This window comes from Tessaracoccus sp. OH4464_COT-324, assembly GCF_003932855.1.
Taxonomy (GTDB): Bacteria; Actinomycetota; Actinomycetes; order Propionibacteriales; family Propionibacteriaceae; genus Arachnia.
In genome coordinates this window covers 42,025-57,067 of the sequence record NZ_RQYZ01000006.1, presented here as the reverse complement: position 1 = coordinate 57,067, position 15,043 = coordinate 42,025, and the positions used below count along the sequence as shown (strand labels likewise).

The following is a 15,043-nucleotide window of genomic DNA, read 5'->3' as shown; positions in this document are numbered from 1 at the left end:
GCGTGTCACGATTGGGGTGATGTCGCTCACCGAGATTCTGGAACACACGCCCAACACCCCCGACGCGCTCTACGAGGCCTTCGTCGGGTGGGCCGAGCGCGGCGGTTTCGCGCTCTACCCGCATCAGGACGAGGCGCTGACGGCGATCCTGGGCGGCGCCAACGTGATCGTTACGACCCCCACTGGCTCGGGCAAGTCGATGATCGCGACGGCGGCGCACTTCGTCGCGCTGGCGGCGCGGGGCCGCAGCTATTACACGGCGCCCATCAAGGCGCTGGTGAGCGAGAAGTTCTTCGCGCTCGTGGATCAGTTTGGCCCGGATCTGGTGGGCATGGTCACGGGCGACGCCTCGGTCAACCCGGACGCGCCGATCATCGCCTGCACCGCGGAGATCCTGGCGAACATCGCGCTCAGGGAGGGCGCGCTGGCCGACATCGATCAGGTGGTGATGGATGAGTTCCATTTCATCGCCGACCCGGACCGGGGCTGGGCCTGGCAGGTGCCGCTGGTCGAGATGCCCCAGGCGCAGTTCGTGATCATGTCCGCCACGCTGGGCGACACCACGCGGCTGCAAGATTCGCTGTCGGCGACGACTGGGCGCGAGACCCTGGAGATCTCCGACGCGGTGCGGCCCGTGCCGTTGAAGTATTCGTGGGCCACCACCCCGATCCACGAGACCATCGCCGAGCTGATCGCCGACCAGAAGTCGCCGGTGTACGTCGTGCACTCCACCCAGGGCGCAGCCGTGGAGCAGGCGCAGTCGATGCTGTCGCTCGGCGTCGCCAAACCCGGCAAGGAGCGCGCAGCGGAGCTGAAGGAGGCGATGGCGGGGTTCAAGTTCGCCAGCGGTTTCGGCTCCACGCTGCGCAAGCTGCTGACCGCCGGGATCGCGGTGCATCACGCGGGCATGCTGCCGAAGTATCGTCGACTGGTGGAGCAGTTGGCGCAGAAGGGGCTGCTGCAGGTGATCTGCGGCACCGACACGCTGGGGGTCGGCATCAACGTGCCGATCCGCAGCGTGCTGTTCTCCACTCTTTCCAAGTTCGACGGTCGCAGGCAGCGGCACCTGAAGTCGCGTGAGTTTCACCAGATCGCAGGCCGCGCGGGCCGCGCCGGCTTCGACACCATCGGCTACGTCGTCGCCCAGGCGCCCGAACACGAGGTGGAGAACCTGCGCATCCTGCAGAAGTTTGCCCACGATGAGAAGAAGCTGAAGTCCGTTCGGCGCAAGAAGCCGCCTGAGGGGTTCGTTAACTACACGGAGGCGACCTTCACAAAGCTGATCGAGTCGGTGCCCGAGGAGCTGCATCCCAGGATGCGGATCACGCATTCCTTCCTGCTGAACCTGCTGGAGCGCGACGAGGATGTGGCGCGCGCGGTGACCAGGCTCGTCGATTCCACGACGAAGGATCGCAGGGGGCGGCGCAAGCTGCTGTCGCGGGCCGTGGCGTTGGGGCGGTCCCTGCTGGCGGCGGAGATCATCACCCGGCTGCCGGAGCCGACGCCGGGCGGTAGGCGCTACCAGCTGGACGTTGACCTGCAGCGGGATTTCGCGCTGAACCAGCCGCTGTCCGCGTTCGCGCTGGCTCTCATGGAGACGATGGACGAGAGCGACCCCGACTATGCGCTGGACACCGTGAGCGTGATCGAGGCGACCCTGGAGGATCCGCTCACCATCCTGCTGGCGCAGCAGCACCGCGAGCGCGGCGAGGCGATCCGCGAGTTGAAGGAGGACGGCGTCGACTACGACGAGCGGATGGCGATCCTGGAGGAGGTCACCTGGCCGCGCCCGCTGGCTCAGAAGCTGGAGGCCGCGCACCGCGAGGCGGGCGCGAAGTACCCGTGGCTGTTGGAGACGCCGGTCAGCCCGAAGTCGATCGTGCGGGACATGTACTCGCGGGGCATGACTTTCTCCGAGTACGTGGCGCACTTGAAGATTCAGCGTTCCGAGGGACTGCTGCTGCGTTATCTCACCGATGCCTACCGCGCACTGCGGCAGACCGTGCCGGAGGGGTTCCGCGATGACGAGCTGGCCGACTTGATCGCTTGGCTGGGTGAGCTCACCCGGCTCGTCGACTCCTCGCTGCTCGACGAGTGGACGCAGCTCACAGCGCTCACCGGGCAAGAGGTGACCACCGACGACGCGCCGCCCCCGCCGTCGCGTCCGGTGACCGGCAACGAGCGTGCCCTGCGCGTGCTGGTTCGCAACGCGATGTGGCGCAGGGTGCAGTTGATGAGCGCCGACGATGTGGACGCCCTCGCGCAGCTCGACGCGGGCGGGCCGATGACGCGCATGGCGTGGGACGACGCGTTGGGCGCGTACTGGGACGAGCACGACGACCTGTACACCGACGCCGACGCGCGCGGCCCCAGGTTCTTCGAGATCGAGAAGCCGAAGGGCTCGCGCGTGTGGCTGGTGAGGCAGATCATCGACGACCCGGAGGAGAACCACGACTGGGCGCTGCACGCCCGCGTCGACCTGGACGCCTCCGATGAAGCGGGCGAGTTGGTGCTGCACTCGCTGAGCTTCGCCCGCCACGATTAGGGCCGCCGCCGAAGGCTTTAGTGACCCGCCCCTCGTCTAAGGTGGTCAGCGAGGAGGAGACAATGGATATAGTCACCACCAAGGACGACACAGCTCAGGTGTCCATCAATTGGCTCGACGGCGAGTTCGACGAGGTTGTGGTCGGGCCCCGCTGGCAGAACTCCATCCAGCCGGATGAGCTGGGCGGCGTCATCACGAGGCTCTACCTGCGGGGGCCGCACGATTCCGACGATGAATCGATCCCGCCGCCGACCATCCTGGTCCGCAACCCTGCCTATTCAGAGGAGCGGATGGGCAAGGTTTCCGTGTCGGCGACGCTGGAGGCGTTGCGTCAGATTCAAGCTAAACTCGCGCAAGCGGTGGAGGAGGCCTATCAGGATTCGCTGCACAGCCCGCCTGCGGAGCCGCAGGAGTCGCATCCCAGCAACGTCAACGTCGGCGTGCAAACGCTGGGTGGTGACCTCGTCGGGATCACGCTCCGGCCTGACTGGGTCGAGCGCTCAGCCGCGCAGACCATCAGCGAGAACGTTACCAAGAGCCTCAAGGCTTTCCTGGCGGACGGGAGTTCCGAAGAGCAGTCGAAAGCACCGGATAACCCACACCTGACGCGAGTCGCAGACATCCGAAAAGACCTGGAATCGATCATTGAGGAGGTGGGGCTCATGCGGGTCCCCAATCCAGAAAGGCAACAGTGAACCAGAAGATCCAATATGGGGTGCGCTATTTCAGAGAGCACCAGCTTCATTGGTACCAAACCAGCGGCAAGCTCCACGGGGCTACTTCGCTTGCCCGGGCGGCCAAAGCGCCGGCGAGCGGCCTCTGGACCACGCTGGTCCCTGGGTTCCAAAAAGCGCACGACGATATCGCCAAGATGATCACCGATGACCTACTCGCTAAGGGAGCGACTTCCACGCGCGAGATTGGTGAGAAGTTGGAGGAAGTGGCCCGCGCATACGCCGCCGCCGAGGCAGAGAATGAGCAGATCGCCAACCAAATCCTAAAGGAAGAGGGCTACGAGTAATGTCGATCGAAGCGACTGTCCGTGAATCCTGCACGACGCTCAGGGATAAGTGCACAAGTTTCCAGAATGACCAGACGGGCCACTACAACAAGATGGTTGACCACTACAACAGGCAGGTCAATGATCGTAACGTCTTTCAGCGAATCTGGGATTGGATAAGAGACAAGCTCACAAGAGTAGTCGAGGCTTTCAACACACTGGCTGGGAAGATCAAAGAGGCAGCAGAGTGGCTCGGCAAGGAGATTCTCGACTGGGTCATGGGCCCGGTTGACCTGGCGGTGTCTTGGTCTAGGTGGCAGCAGGTCAACGAGCTGGTAGCCCGAACGACGGGTGGCATGAGCCCACACAACCTCAAGGTGGCTATCGAGTGGCAGGGTCCGGCCGCGGCCGGGTACAAAGCGACCGCCGAGGAACAAGTTCAGGCAGGTAAGGTAACCTCCGAGTTGGTGATTGCCTTGCAGGATTTCATCGAGAAGCACCTTCAGGGAGTCGTTAACTACCTTCTCCAATGCATCACTCAGCTGGCGGACCTATATGCTGCGGGCGCTGAGGCAGCAATCAAGTTTGTCGGCGCAGCCAGCCCCACCACCTGGGCCGAGGTTCTGGAAGGGCTGAGCGGTCTGATCGCAACAGCCATCAAGACTCTTGGCGAGCAGGTAAAGGCGCTGGTCCAGTTCATCACTGAGGGTATCCAGTCGATGGCCGACCTGAAGCAGCAGACCTTGGCCGCCCATCAGCTACCAGGAGGTGGGGGCACCTGGCCCCCACCGTACTCGACGATCACGGCCCAGCCTCCCGCAGAGGAAGGCGGGCCGAAGTATCCCGGCTGGCATCAGTAGCGCCCAGCCCGGATGCTGCGAAATCTGGGGCGTGGACGCCCGAATGAACCGGCGTCCACGCTCCAGGCGTCAGGAACAGGGTTTTCCTCGGAGAGCGGACGCTTCTTTTCTTTTGACGGTCGTGATCGTGCGCCGCCAACCGACCGGCGAGACACCCGTGTCCCTCGGCGAGCACCCTGGCCGAGCGAGCTTGGCGCTGGCTCGGCCTCTGCGCAGCGGTGCCGCCGCCCTCCACCATCCGCTCGGTTTCAGCGGTACAGCTCCCAGGTACCATTCGACCGTTCCACCAAGAGCCCCTCTGCAGTCCACCGCTTGACGAACTCTCGCAGTACCCACTTGGGTTCTCCGTTGGCCGGGTCCACCGCTTCGAGGCCCCGTGGGGAAGACAGGATGGCGGAGTCTCCCAGGCAGCCCGCGATGGTTCTGTCTTGCTTCTGCCACTTGAGCTTCCCGGTGCCGGGTTCGAGGGCCACCACGTCCCGGCCGGTGGGCACCAGCAGCGTTTCGCCGCAATGACGTGCGGGGTAGTGGCCCAAGGAACCCGGGTGTTTCGCTAGCTTCTCCTTGTCCACCTGCACATCGGGCATGTCCACGCTCCAGAGGGACTTCATCTCGATGTCGTATCTCTCGATGCGGCTGCCCTCGATGCGGAAGAATCCCTTCGTCTCCGGTCGCGTTCCTTCCAGCACCAGGCCCGCAGCGTCTCCCTCGGCCTGCACCTCGCCGCTCAGGTTGAGTAGCCTGTGCCGCCCCTCCTGGTTGACCGCCACGAACCGCCCCGCGATGCCGAGGAACACACCGTTCAGTTTCGCTGGCGCCAGTTCCTTCTGCGAACCGTCCAGCAGGATAAGCAGGTCCTCCTCGTTCTTATGGAGCACGGCGCCATGCTGATTGATCGCGTGGTAGTCCAGCGACCAGCCGACTGTGTCCGGAGCAAGTTGGGAGATGCTCTCCGTCTTGAGCACGCTGATCAGTTCGCCAGAGTCCGAGACCAGAGCGAGTATCCACCCCCGATAGCCACCCGGCCCGCCATCATCGTAGGCCATGAACATCCTGGACCCGTCGGCCCCTACACCGTACAGGTTGATGTCGATCTCCTCCGGCCAATCGGCAGGATGCCAGTTCGCCTCTCGCCATGCGCCCTTTTCCAGGTCGAGTTCAAGCAGTTTGTCGCCGTCTTTGCAAAGCATTCTGTGGAAAGAAACCTCGCACCTGCCCAGGCTCGCCGAGGACAGGAATTCTCCCCCACTGGTCTGCCACTGTTCGGCCCCATCTGGGGCGAGACCGCGCACGGTTTTCTGCTCGCTGTTGACCACTACCCAGATCGGAGACTCGTCCTTTCGATAGAGCAGGAATGGCTCGCCGTCGAACTTCATCGAGGCTTCCTTCTTCGCCGCCTGCGCCAGCCCTCCTTTCCCAACAGATAGGGCAGGGAAGTATCCGGCCTGCCACAGCACCAGGCTCACTAACGCGGCAAACCACAAAACTCCTCCCACCATCAGCTTCCAGAGATCGCCGTCTTTAGTACGTATTCGCATTTTTCGCATCCCAATCATTGAAAATATTTGACGAGATTGATTCTCCCGTCGAAGTGTTCTAACAAAAGCAACATCCCGGCCCGACCACCCGCACCTTGGTCAAAATGCGTGTCCGCTTTCCGACGCAACGGCCAACGGCGGCCATCCTAATCCCTCCAACCCGCTGCACGAGCGCGCCAGCTCCCGGCCATCGGGCCGTCACCGATGCACCACCCACTCGCCCTCGCCGCGGTTCACCAGAATCCCGCGCTCGCTCACGCTCTCCGCTTGCACGCTCAAGGTGCGCTCCACCCCGCCGTTGGCCGGGTCAACGAGTTGCGCGTCCCGCTCGCCTGCCAGCACGGCCTTCCCCGCAACGCATCCCTTCGGTTGGCGGCCAGCTGACCGCCACGCCAGCCGACCGGTGTCACTCTCCAGCGCCAGGGTCTCGCCGCCAGTGGGCACCAACAGCATGTTCCCGCAGTGGCGGGCCGGGCGGTACCCAAAGAACTCCGGCTGAGCTTCCTTCTCCTGCTCGGCCACCTTGGCCCCCGGCACCTGCGTCGCCCACAACGACTTCAACTCAAGGTCAAACGCCTCGACGCGTTCCCCCTCCACCCGGAAGAATCCCCGAGGCTCGATACCGTCCTCGCCGATCAGCAAGCCTGCCGCGTCGCCGGCGGCCTGCACCTCTCCGTGCAGGTTCACTATCTGGTGTTCGCCCGACACGTTGGCCACCGCGTAACCGCCGGCCAGCCCGACGACGCGCCCGGCCACGTCGGTTACCCCCGCCCCCGGCGTCGCCGCGTCGAGCAGGGAAAAGTGCTCCTCGTCGGGCCCGAACAGCAACGCCCCGCGCGACGAAACGTAATGCAGCGTGGAGGTCAGGTGAGTCACGTACTGGGCCGGGTGCGGGCGTCGGCGATCCCCCAGCTTCAACTCGACACTACCCAGCCGCTCACCGTCGGCGGAAAGCAGCACCGCCTCCTCCCCGAACGGCTGCGCAGCCACCAGCAGCAGGAGGCTGTTGTCCGCGCCCAGCGCGAAGTCTCGCACCTGCACCCCAGCAGGCAGGCCGTACTCTCCGGCGATGTCGACGAGCCGAAACGAGCCCGAACCCAGGTCGAGCCTGGTGAGACCCTCCTCCGTGAGGCACAGCACCCTGGAGCTCGACGCCGCACAATTCTTGCCCGGGTGCCGCACCCCGTAGGCAGACCAGAGTTGCGTGCCCTCCAGATCGAGGCCGCGCACCGCCTCCTCCTGCTCGTTGAACGCCACCCACATCGCCGACCCATCGTCCCTGTGCACCAGATGCGGCTCGCCTTGCGTGACCAACCCATCGGCTGGAGATCGATCCCACAACCAGGGGAAAAACCAAAGAGAAACAATCAATACAAGCACGATCGCCGACGCGATACCGCCCCACAATAGGCCCCGGCGGGCGCCCGACTTACCAGTCATGAATGTGTCCTTTCAGACAATCTTGCCAACATGGGCCACCGCCCGAGGCGCGCCAGATACGGGAATATGAAGGCGCGCGCCGGTCACGTCGGCCGCCACAGCGGCAAAACGGTGAGCCCGTACTCAGGCTACCGCCCAGACGGGTCAGGCTGGCCGGCCAGCCCCGGATGCGTCGTCTATGGTGGCAACAATTGCGGGACGCAATTCGGCCACGGAAATCACCCGATCCACCGAGCCCACCTCAACCGCCCGGTGAATCGAATGGATGCCGTCGAACTCGCCAGCGATCTCACCGATCTTCTCCGCCCGCACGCCGCCGCGCACCTCGTCAAGCTCCGCGGCCAGCGCCGCCCGCTCCCCCGGGGTTGCCGCGCGCAGACGAGCTTCAAGCTCGACGACCCGCGCATCCGTCGCAGTACGCTTCGCCACATCGCCGGCGAAAACCACCGCCGCGGCCGGGGCCCCGCCCAGCACCGACGCGAACGATCCCTCCAGCGCCAGCACCGTCATGGTGGGGTTCAGCCGCTTACTGAACACCACGAACGCGCCGCCGTGGTAGCGGGAGATCACCACGAAAACGATCGGGCCGACGAAATTCACGATCGCGCGGCCTATCTCCGCGCCATACTCCAGCTGCAGCTGCCGCATCGACTCGGGCGAGCCGTCGAAGCCCGACAGATTGGCCAGCACCACCAGTGGTCGGTTCCCCGACGCCGCGTTGATCGCCCGCGCCACTTTCTTGCTGGAGCGCGGGAACAGTGTGCCTGCCGTGAAGGTGTCGGGGCCATCCGTCGGCGGGAAGCCCGCGCGCACCACCGGCTGAGACTCGATGCCGATCAGGCACGCCGAATGCCCACCAAACCGCACGTCGGCCACCACCGCGGTCTCCGCGTCCGCCATGCCCGCCCAGCGCTCCACAAACGGCCCGTCCGCATCGACCACCGCCCGCATCACGCTGCGGATGTCGAACGGCTTCTTCCTCTCAGGGTTCAGCTCCGCCGAGAAGATCTCCCCCACCGTGCGAAACTCTGACCCCGGCAGCGCGTGCGGGGCCAGCGAAACATCGCGCTCGACCGGATCCGCCGTCTCCGCCCGACGCGGCCCCGCCTCACCGGGCGCGACATAGGTGGCGTCGTAGTGGCGCATCAGAACCCCGAACGCGCCGGGCAGATCCTCCGCCCAGTACTGCGCCTGGCCATTCGGCCCCATCACCCGGTCGTAGCCGCCGATGCCGAAGTTGTCCTCTGCGGACACCCCACCCGAATAGTCCAGCGACTGCTTGCCGGTGAGTACCATCGCAGAGTCCGGGGTCATCACCAGGATGCCCCGGGTGTGCATCAGCATCGTCGCCTCCGCCGCCCAGTAGGGCTGCGCCCCGACGGTGATGCCCGCGATCACCATGTTGATCTCGCCGCCGGCCTGCGTGAACTCGACGATACGTTTCAGCGCCGCGCCCACCCAGTCCATGTTCTCGGTGCCGGACGTCATCGACACGCGCGCCCCGGAGCTCAGCGCATACCACTCCACCGGCACGCCCAGCTCCTCGGCAAGGTCCAGCGCGGCGATGATCCGGCGGCACTCCGCTTCCGCCACCGCGCCCAGCCCCTTCGTCGGATCTCCGGCCAGCACGATGCGCGTCACCCCCTGAGGGTGCAGCGCCGTCGGGGTGGTTACGCGCGCGACGATGATGCCCGCCGAGTTGCGCCCGTAGGGCCGATCCACCTCGACGAGCCGGCCGCCCGAGCCGGCCAGATCCAGCTCCACCAGGTGCCCGCCCCCGCCGGCGAGCGTGCCCGCCAGCTCGTAGGGGTACACCAGCCCGCGCCGTTTGGCGCGCAGGACCTTGCCCCGGTAGTCGTTGATGGGTTGCAGCGGGCCCGTCGGCGGCGGGGTGATCTCCGCGCCCACCTCTCCCGACAGCAGCTCGTGGAACCGCACCAGCAGCTCCCGTTCTGCCCCGTCGAAGTCGAAGGTGCCGTGCACCGCCACCTCCTCGATGCCCGCCGAGTCCGTGAGCGGGGTGATCCTGCGCTGCAACTCGCCGGCCTCCGCCGGGTCCAGTCGCATCGTCGGCCACACCCGCACCCACACGTGGTTCATGTCGAGGTGGCTTCCCGCCCGGCCCAGCGCGGCACGCGTGCGGCGGATCGCCTCCAGGCAGTGCTCCACTGCGCGCTCCACGTGCGGCACCCCGATGAGGCGACCGCCGTCGCGCACCACCGCCACCTGACGCACCTGCGCCATCGCGATGAGTCGGTGATCGGCCGGATTGTTACGAGCGCGCGCCTCGATCAGCAGCACGTCCTCGGGTGCAGGCAGCCGGCTGATGTCGAACTCGCTCAACCGCCACAGGTCCAGCTTGCGCGCCACCATCGGGTGATGATCCCGGATGATCTCATCCTCGACGAGGCCCGCACCCGAGCGCAGCGTCACGTAGGTGATGCCCTCGTGGCACAGCGCCAACACGATCCGCCGCACGCTCGCGGGCAGCCAGGAGCCGATCAGCTCCCGCAGCTCAGCCACTTCCTCAGGCGACGGCGCCCCACCCGGCTGAGCCACGTACAGCTCCACGACGCACCCGTGCCCGTGATCGGACACCCGCTCGCCGACGATCCGGTGCACCGCCCGCCCCGGGCCCAGCTCGTCGTGGCGCGCGGTGAGCGTGACGAGCGGGGTGCGGCGCCCGTCAATGCTGTACTCGCCGGTGAGCACCGGGCGGCCTTCGACGTGGCGCACCTCGACACCAGCCAGGCCGTGGCCCTCGTAGTGCTTGCGGGCCAACACCTCCAGCATCGGCTCCGGTCCCAGCTGGCCGCCCGCCAGGCGCGCGGCCAGGGTAATGTCGTTCTTCTCCGGCACCGCCACCAGGCGCGCGATCCCCGCCCGGTAGCCCGAATCCTCCCGGTCCAGGACCGCCAGGCGCGCCACCTCGTCGGCCATCTCCGCCCAGATGCGGGCCCGCTCGGCGTCGACGAGTGGCGCGTCGAACCAGCGGAACCGGACGGAGCGCGCCAGATCTCCGATGGTGGCGTGGCGAAGCTGGGTGGCCCGCTTCAGCCGCTCCAGCTGCTCGCGCGCACGCCCCGCGTGCTCCGGGCTGGGCACAGGTTCCGTCAGCCAGCGCTCCAGCACCCCGACGATCAGCCGCTGGGCGTCCCGGATGTTCTGAGTGGCCAGGAAGACCCGCAGCATCGCGGCCTCCAGCTCCGGTCCGCGCTCTAGGGAGTCCACCCCGTAGCGCTTGAGCATCGCGGTGAGCCGCTCGACGAACAGAGCGGGCAGGCCCGCACGCTCGGCGTCGAAGGTGGTTAGGAAGGTGTGCAGGTACTCCCGGTCGGAGTGGATGCGCAGTTCGGTGCGGGCCTGCTGATCGGCCGGCCGGTTCCGGGTCAGCTCCGCCAGGCCGGAGAACGCGGCGATCAGCTCGCACTCGCCGAGCAGCACCTCCGGGTCGCCGGCCAGCGCGGCCCGCGTCGCGAGATAATGCTGCAGCGCGCCCGGGACCGGGTCGAATCCCAGCACCTGGTTCGTGAGATCATCCAGCGCCCGGCGCCAGGCCGCCCGCGCCGGCAGCTCGCGCGGCTCGGGCAGCGCCAGCTGCCCGCCGGCCGCCGCCTCCGTCTCCCCCAGCGGCTCCAACCGCACCAGCGGCGCCAGCCCGGCCACCTGCGTGCCCGCCTTGACCGGCACCTCCCGGATGCGCGCCGCGAACGGCGCGGGGATCGCGGTTTCCATCTTCATGGATTCCAGAATCACCAGCGGCTGGCCGGCGACCACCTCGTCGCCGGGCGCGACCAGCGTCGCCACCACCAGAGCCGGCGCGGGCGCGCGCAGCACGCCGCCCTCATCGCGCGACACCCGGTGGGCCACCGAGTCCACCTCGACGAAGAACACCGGCCCGTGCGCCGCCAGCACCAGCCGGTGCCGCCGGCCCTCCACATCGATCCGGGCGTGTCGGTCGTCCAGCCGCTCCAGCCGGGCGCGCGCCCGCGCGTCGCCGCTGGCCACCAGGTATTCGTTGCCCCCAACCCGGGAGACCACCAGCTGGTGCGCAACCCCGCGCAGCTTCAGGTCGACGGCCAGCTGCGGCTCGTGCACCGCCTGTGGCCGGCCGCCGCGCGAGGTCTCCTTGAGCCGCGCCGCCTGCTGACGCTCCGCCTCCTCGTAGGCCTCGATCGCCGCCGCCAGCAGCGCCACCTCGCTCCAGCGGTCGGTCACCAGTCGGCCCTCGGCGCGCGCCGAGTCGATCCACGACGTGTCCGCCCATCGCGCGCCGCCGACCACCTCGGGCTGGGCGAGCAGGTCGATCAGGAAGGACTTGTTAGTGGCCCCTCCCCGGATCACGACGGTGGTGTCGGTCAGCGCGCGCCGCAGCCTGGCCAGCGCCTCGTCGCGGGTGCGGCCGTGCGCGATGATTTTGGCGATCATCGAGTCGAAGTCCGCGGGGATCTCGTCGCCGGCCGCCACACCGGTATCGATCCGGATCCCGGGGCCGGTGCCGAAGGATAGCTTCTCGATCAGCCCCGGGGCGGGCGCGAAGTCCCGGTCGGGATCCTCCGCGTTCAGGCGGGCTTCGACGGCGTGGCCCAGCTCCTGGGGCCGCTCGCCCAGCGCCTCGCCCGCCGCCACCTTGAGCTGCGCCTTCACCAGGTCGAAGCCCACCGTGACCTCGGTGATCGGATGCTCCACCTGCAGGCGCGTGTTCACCTCCAGGAACGCGAACGCCCGCTCCTCGGGCTGGTAAAGGAACTCGACGGTGCCCGCCCCCTCGTAGCCCACCGCCAGCGCCAGCCGCTCCGCGGCCGCCTTCAGCTCGGCGGTCTGCGGCTCGTCGAGCAGCGGCGACGCCGACTCCTCGATCACCTTCTGGTTGCGGCGCTGGACGGTGCAGTCGCGCACCCCGAGCGCCCACGCGGTGCCGTGCTGGTCGGCGATCAGCTGCACCTCGACGTGGCGCGCACACGTCACGAGCCGCTCCAGGAACACGGTGCCGGAGCCGAACGCCCGCTCGGCTTCATCGCGGGTGCGCTGGTAGGCGTCGGCCAGCTCGTCGGGGCCGTTCACCTTCCGGATGCCGCGCCCGCCGCCGCCTGCCGTCGCCTTCAGCATCAGCGGGTAGCCGATGGCCTCCGCCCAGGCGAGGGCATCGTCGAGGGTGTCCACCCCGCCGCGCGACCAGGCGGCCACCGGCACGCCCACCTCCTCCGCAAGCAGCTTGGAGCCGATCTTGTCGCCCAGCCGGCGCATCGCCGCGGCCGACGGGCCGATGAACTTGATGCCCATGCCGGTCACCAGCTCCGCAAAATCCGCGTCCTCCGCAACGAAGCCCCAGCCCACCCAGACCGCGTCGGCGCGCACCTCTTCCAACACCCGCGCCAGCAGCGCGTGATCGAGGTAGGGGCGTGCTCCTGCCGGCCCCAGCGGGTGGGCCTCGTCGGCTTCGCGCACGAACATGGCCGTGCGCTCCACGTCGGTGTACAGCGCGATGGTGGCGATGTCCTGACCCAGTTCGGCGCTCAGGTCGCGGACGGCATGGATGAGGCGCATGGCAGCCTCGCCACGGTTGATGATGGCGATGCGACGGAACAATTCGACTCCTTCGGTTTACCGCAAAGACCTTGGCAGCCTCGGGCCGTCGAGCGAAAGCCCCGGGGGCAGGGTTGCACGAAACTCACCAATTGGCGGGCCCAATTTTCAATCCCGGGCCGAAACGTTGTCGGTTCCTCACAATCCCCGGCCGACGACGGCGCGGCCCCGCCGGTGACATACAGCTGCGGGCGGGGAACAACTCCCCGCCCGCCGCCTCTGCTTCCGCCGACTACTTCACGGAGCCCGCGGTGAGCCCACCGATCAGGCGCTTCTCGATCAGCGCAAACAGGATGATCACCGGGACGATCGCCACCATCGCGGTGGTGAACAGGTACTGCCAGTCCTTGATGTACAGCCCCAGGAAGCGCGGCATCGACACCGTGAGCGGCTGCAACTCCGGCTGCTGCACCAAGACGAAGGCCGCCGCGTATTCGTTCCACGTGTTGACGAACACGAAGACGATCGCGGTCACGATGCCCGGCCACACCAGCGGCAGCGAGATCTTCAGCAGGGTCTGCACCCGGCCCAGACCATCCACGAGGGCGGCCTCATCCACCTCCTTCGGCACGGAGGCGAAGAAGGCCTGCATGATCCAGATGGCGAACGACAGGTTGAACGCCCCATTCACCAGGATCAACGCCCCCCACACCGCGTAACCCGTCCAGTTGGAGAACTCCTGGAAGATGCCAACCGCCAACACCGTCGGCTGCAGCATCTGCGTGATCAGCACCAGGAACAGGAAAGCCAGCCGGCCCCTGAACCGGAACCGGGCCACATAGTAGGCGGCCGGGGTGGCCACGAGCAGCACCAGCAGCGTCGCGCCCACCGAGATGACGGTGGTGGCGAGCAGCGACTGGCCGGGCGCCACCGAGGACGACCACACGTCGAGGTAGTTGCTGAACTGCGGTTTGCTCGGCACGTAGTCCGGCGGGATCCGCCGCACGTCGGCCTGCGTCTTCAGCGAGCTGATCAGCATCAGCATGTAGGGGAAGCTGAAGAACACGACGATGAAGATCGAGCCCAGGGCCACCAGCCATGGGTTCGGGGCCTTCTCCACTGATTGGGAGCTGCGCCGGCTCATGCATCCACCTCTTTCGTGGGCTTGACGACCGCCAGGTAGATCACGATGATCACCAGGCAGAAGGCGAAGTTGATCACCGACAGCGCGCTGGCCACGCCGGGACCCAGCTGCGCCTTGTACTCGAAGATCAGCGTGGTTGTGGTGTGCCCGGTGTGGTAGCCGGGCGTGTCGTTGAGGATCTTGAGGATCGGCAGCGAGTTGAAGACGTTGATGATATTGATCAGCGTCGCCACCGCGATTGACGGCCTAAGGATGGGCAGGACGATGTGCCAGTAGCGCTGCACCGCGTTGGCCCCGTCGACGTGGCTCGCCTCCAGCACGTCGGCGGGCACCGCCTGCAGGCCGGCGAGGATGGTGTACGTGGTGAATGGCAGCGACACGTAGACCGCGACGAATACCGCCACCCAGAACGCTGCGGTGGGGTCCTTGGTGAAGCCGTAGGCGGTCTCCAGGATTCCGGTGTCTACCAGCAGCCGGTTGAACAGGCCGACGTCGGTTTGCAGACCGTAGTTGAACACCGTCGTCGTCATCACCACCGAGCAGGCCCAGGGCAGGATGATGAACAGCCGCAGCAGCTTGCGCCCCCGGAACTTCTTGTTCAGGAACTGCGCCAGGGCCAGCGAGAGCAGCACCGTCACCGCGACAGTCACCACCACCCACACCACGGTGTTGATCAGGATCTGGCCGATGGGCACCGTCGGGAAGGTCAGCGCGCCCGCTTTGCCGAAGTAGTTGTCGAACCCGGCGAAGCCCTGGCTGATGCCGAACTTGTTGTACTTCACGAGCGAGTAGTAGAAGAGCAGCACCGCGGGGTAGAGCACGACCCCGAAGATCAGCAGCACCGTGGGCAGCAGCCACGGCAACGCCCGCAACGACTCCTTCCAGACATTCGTTCTCGACGCCCGCGGCTTGGGCGACACCTGGTCAACGCTTGTTGTCATCACTCGCTCCTTGGATGGGCGGGGGCCGCCCGGTCAGCGGCCCCCGCTT

The 15,043-nt window shown here is 67.0% G+C and carries 9 protein-coding genes; 4 read left to right on the top strand and 5 right to left on the bottom strand.

The window, feature by feature from the left end; genetic code table 11:
• Window positions 1–19: 19 nt before the first annotated feature.
• From EII42_RS05235 to EII42_RS05220, 4 genes are all read left to right on the top strand, one after another.
• Entirely contained in the window at window positions 20–2,545 is a 2,526-nt protein-coding gene (locus EII42_RS05235) for an RNA helicase (RefSeq protein WP_125171063.1), read from the top strand.
• Between the two features lie 62 nt (window positions 2,546–2,607).
• The gene (locus tag EII42_RS05230) at window positions 2,608–3,240 is read left to right on the top strand and encodes a hypothetical protein (RefSeq protein ID WP_125171062.1); all 633 of its coding nucleotides are present in this window, start codon (window positions 2,608–2,610) and stop codon (window positions 3,238–3,240) included.
• Window positions 3,237–3,566, top strand: a complete 330-nt coding sequence (locus tag EII42_RS05225) for a hypothetical protein (RefSeq protein WP_125171061.1) — start codon at window positions 3,237–3,239, stop codon at window positions 3,564–3,566. Before EII42_RS05230 ends, EII42_RS05225 begins: the two co-directional genes overlap by 4 nt.
• Window positions 3,566–4,405, top strand: a complete 840-nt coding sequence (locus EII42_RS05220; RefSeq protein ID WP_125171060.1) for a hypothetical protein — start codon at window positions 3,566–3,568, stop codon at window positions 4,403–4,405. The genes EII42_RS05225 and EII42_RS05220 overlap by 1 nt, the downstream gene beginning before the upstream one ends.
• A gap of 248 nt (window positions 4,406–4,653) precedes the next feature.
• Here EII42_RS05220 and EII42_RS05215 read toward each other — a convergent pair whose 3' ends face one another.
• From EII42_RS05215 to EII42_RS05195, 5 genes are all read right to left on the bottom strand, one after another.
• Window positions 4,654–5,943: a PQQ-binding-like beta-propeller repeat protein gene (locus EII42_RS05215; protein WP_125171059.1), complete on the bottom strand. Its 1,290-nt coding sequence runs from the start codon at window positions 5,941–5,943 to the stop codon at window positions 4,654–4,656.
• 198 nt (window positions 5,944–6,141) lie between these two features.
• Window positions 6,142–7,383: a hypothetical protein gene (locus EII42_RS05210; protein ID WP_125171058.1), complete on the bottom strand. Its 1,242-nt coding sequence runs from the start codon at window positions 7,381–7,383 to the stop codon at window positions 6,142–6,144.
• A gap of 144 nt (window positions 7,384–7,527) precedes the next feature.
• Window positions 7,528–12,972: a carboxyl transferase domain-containing protein gene (locus EII42_RS05205; RefSeq protein ID WP_125171057.1), complete on the bottom strand. Its 5,445-nt coding sequence runs from the start codon at window positions 12,970–12,972 to the stop codon at window positions 7,528–7,530.
• Window positions 12,973–13,201: 229 nt separating this feature from the next.
• Window positions 13,202–14,053: a carbohydrate ABC transporter permease gene (locus EII42_RS05200; protein ID WP_125171056.1), complete on the bottom strand. Its 852-nt coding sequence runs from the start codon at window positions 14,051–14,053 to the stop codon at window positions 13,202–13,204.
• Entirely contained in the window at window positions 14,050–14,994 is a 945-nt protein-coding gene (locus EII42_RS05195; RefSeq protein WP_125171055.1) for a carbohydrate ABC transporter permease, read from the bottom strand. Before EII42_RS05195 ends, EII42_RS05200 begins: the two co-directional genes overlap by 4 nt.
• Between the last annotated feature and the right edge of the window lie 49 nt (window positions 14,995–15,043).

Excerpts from the sequence above, each read along its gene's own strand:
- EII42_RS05235 (WP_125171063.1), top strand. The coding sequence starts at position 20 with ATGTCGCTCACCGAGATTCTGGAACACACGCCCAACACCCCCGACGCG.
- EII42_RS05230 (WP_125171062.1), top strand. The coding sequence starts at position 2,608 with ATGGATATAGTCACCACCAAGGACGACACAGCTCAGGTGTCCATCAAT.
- EII42_RS05220 (WP_125171060.1), top strand. The coding sequence starts at position 3,566 with ATGTCGATCGAAGCGACTGTCCGTGAATCCTGCACGACGCTCAGGGAT.
- EII42_RS05215 (WP_125171059.1), bottom strand. The coding sequence starts at position 5,943 with ATGCGAATACGTACTAAAGACGGCGATCTCTGGAAGCTGATGGTGGGA.
- EII42_RS05210 (WP_125171058.1), bottom strand. The coding sequence starts at position 7,383 with ATGACTGGTAAGTCGGGCGCCCGCCGGGGCCTATTGTGGGGCGGTATC.
- EII42_RS05200 (WP_125171056.1), bottom strand. The coding sequence starts at position 14,053 with ATGAGCCGGCGCAGCTCCCAATCAGTGGAGAAGGCCCCGAACCCATGG.
- EII42_RS05195 (WP_125171055.1), bottom strand. The coding sequence starts at position 14,994 with ATGACAACAAGCGTTGACCAGGTGTCGCCCAAGCCGCGGGCGTCGAGA.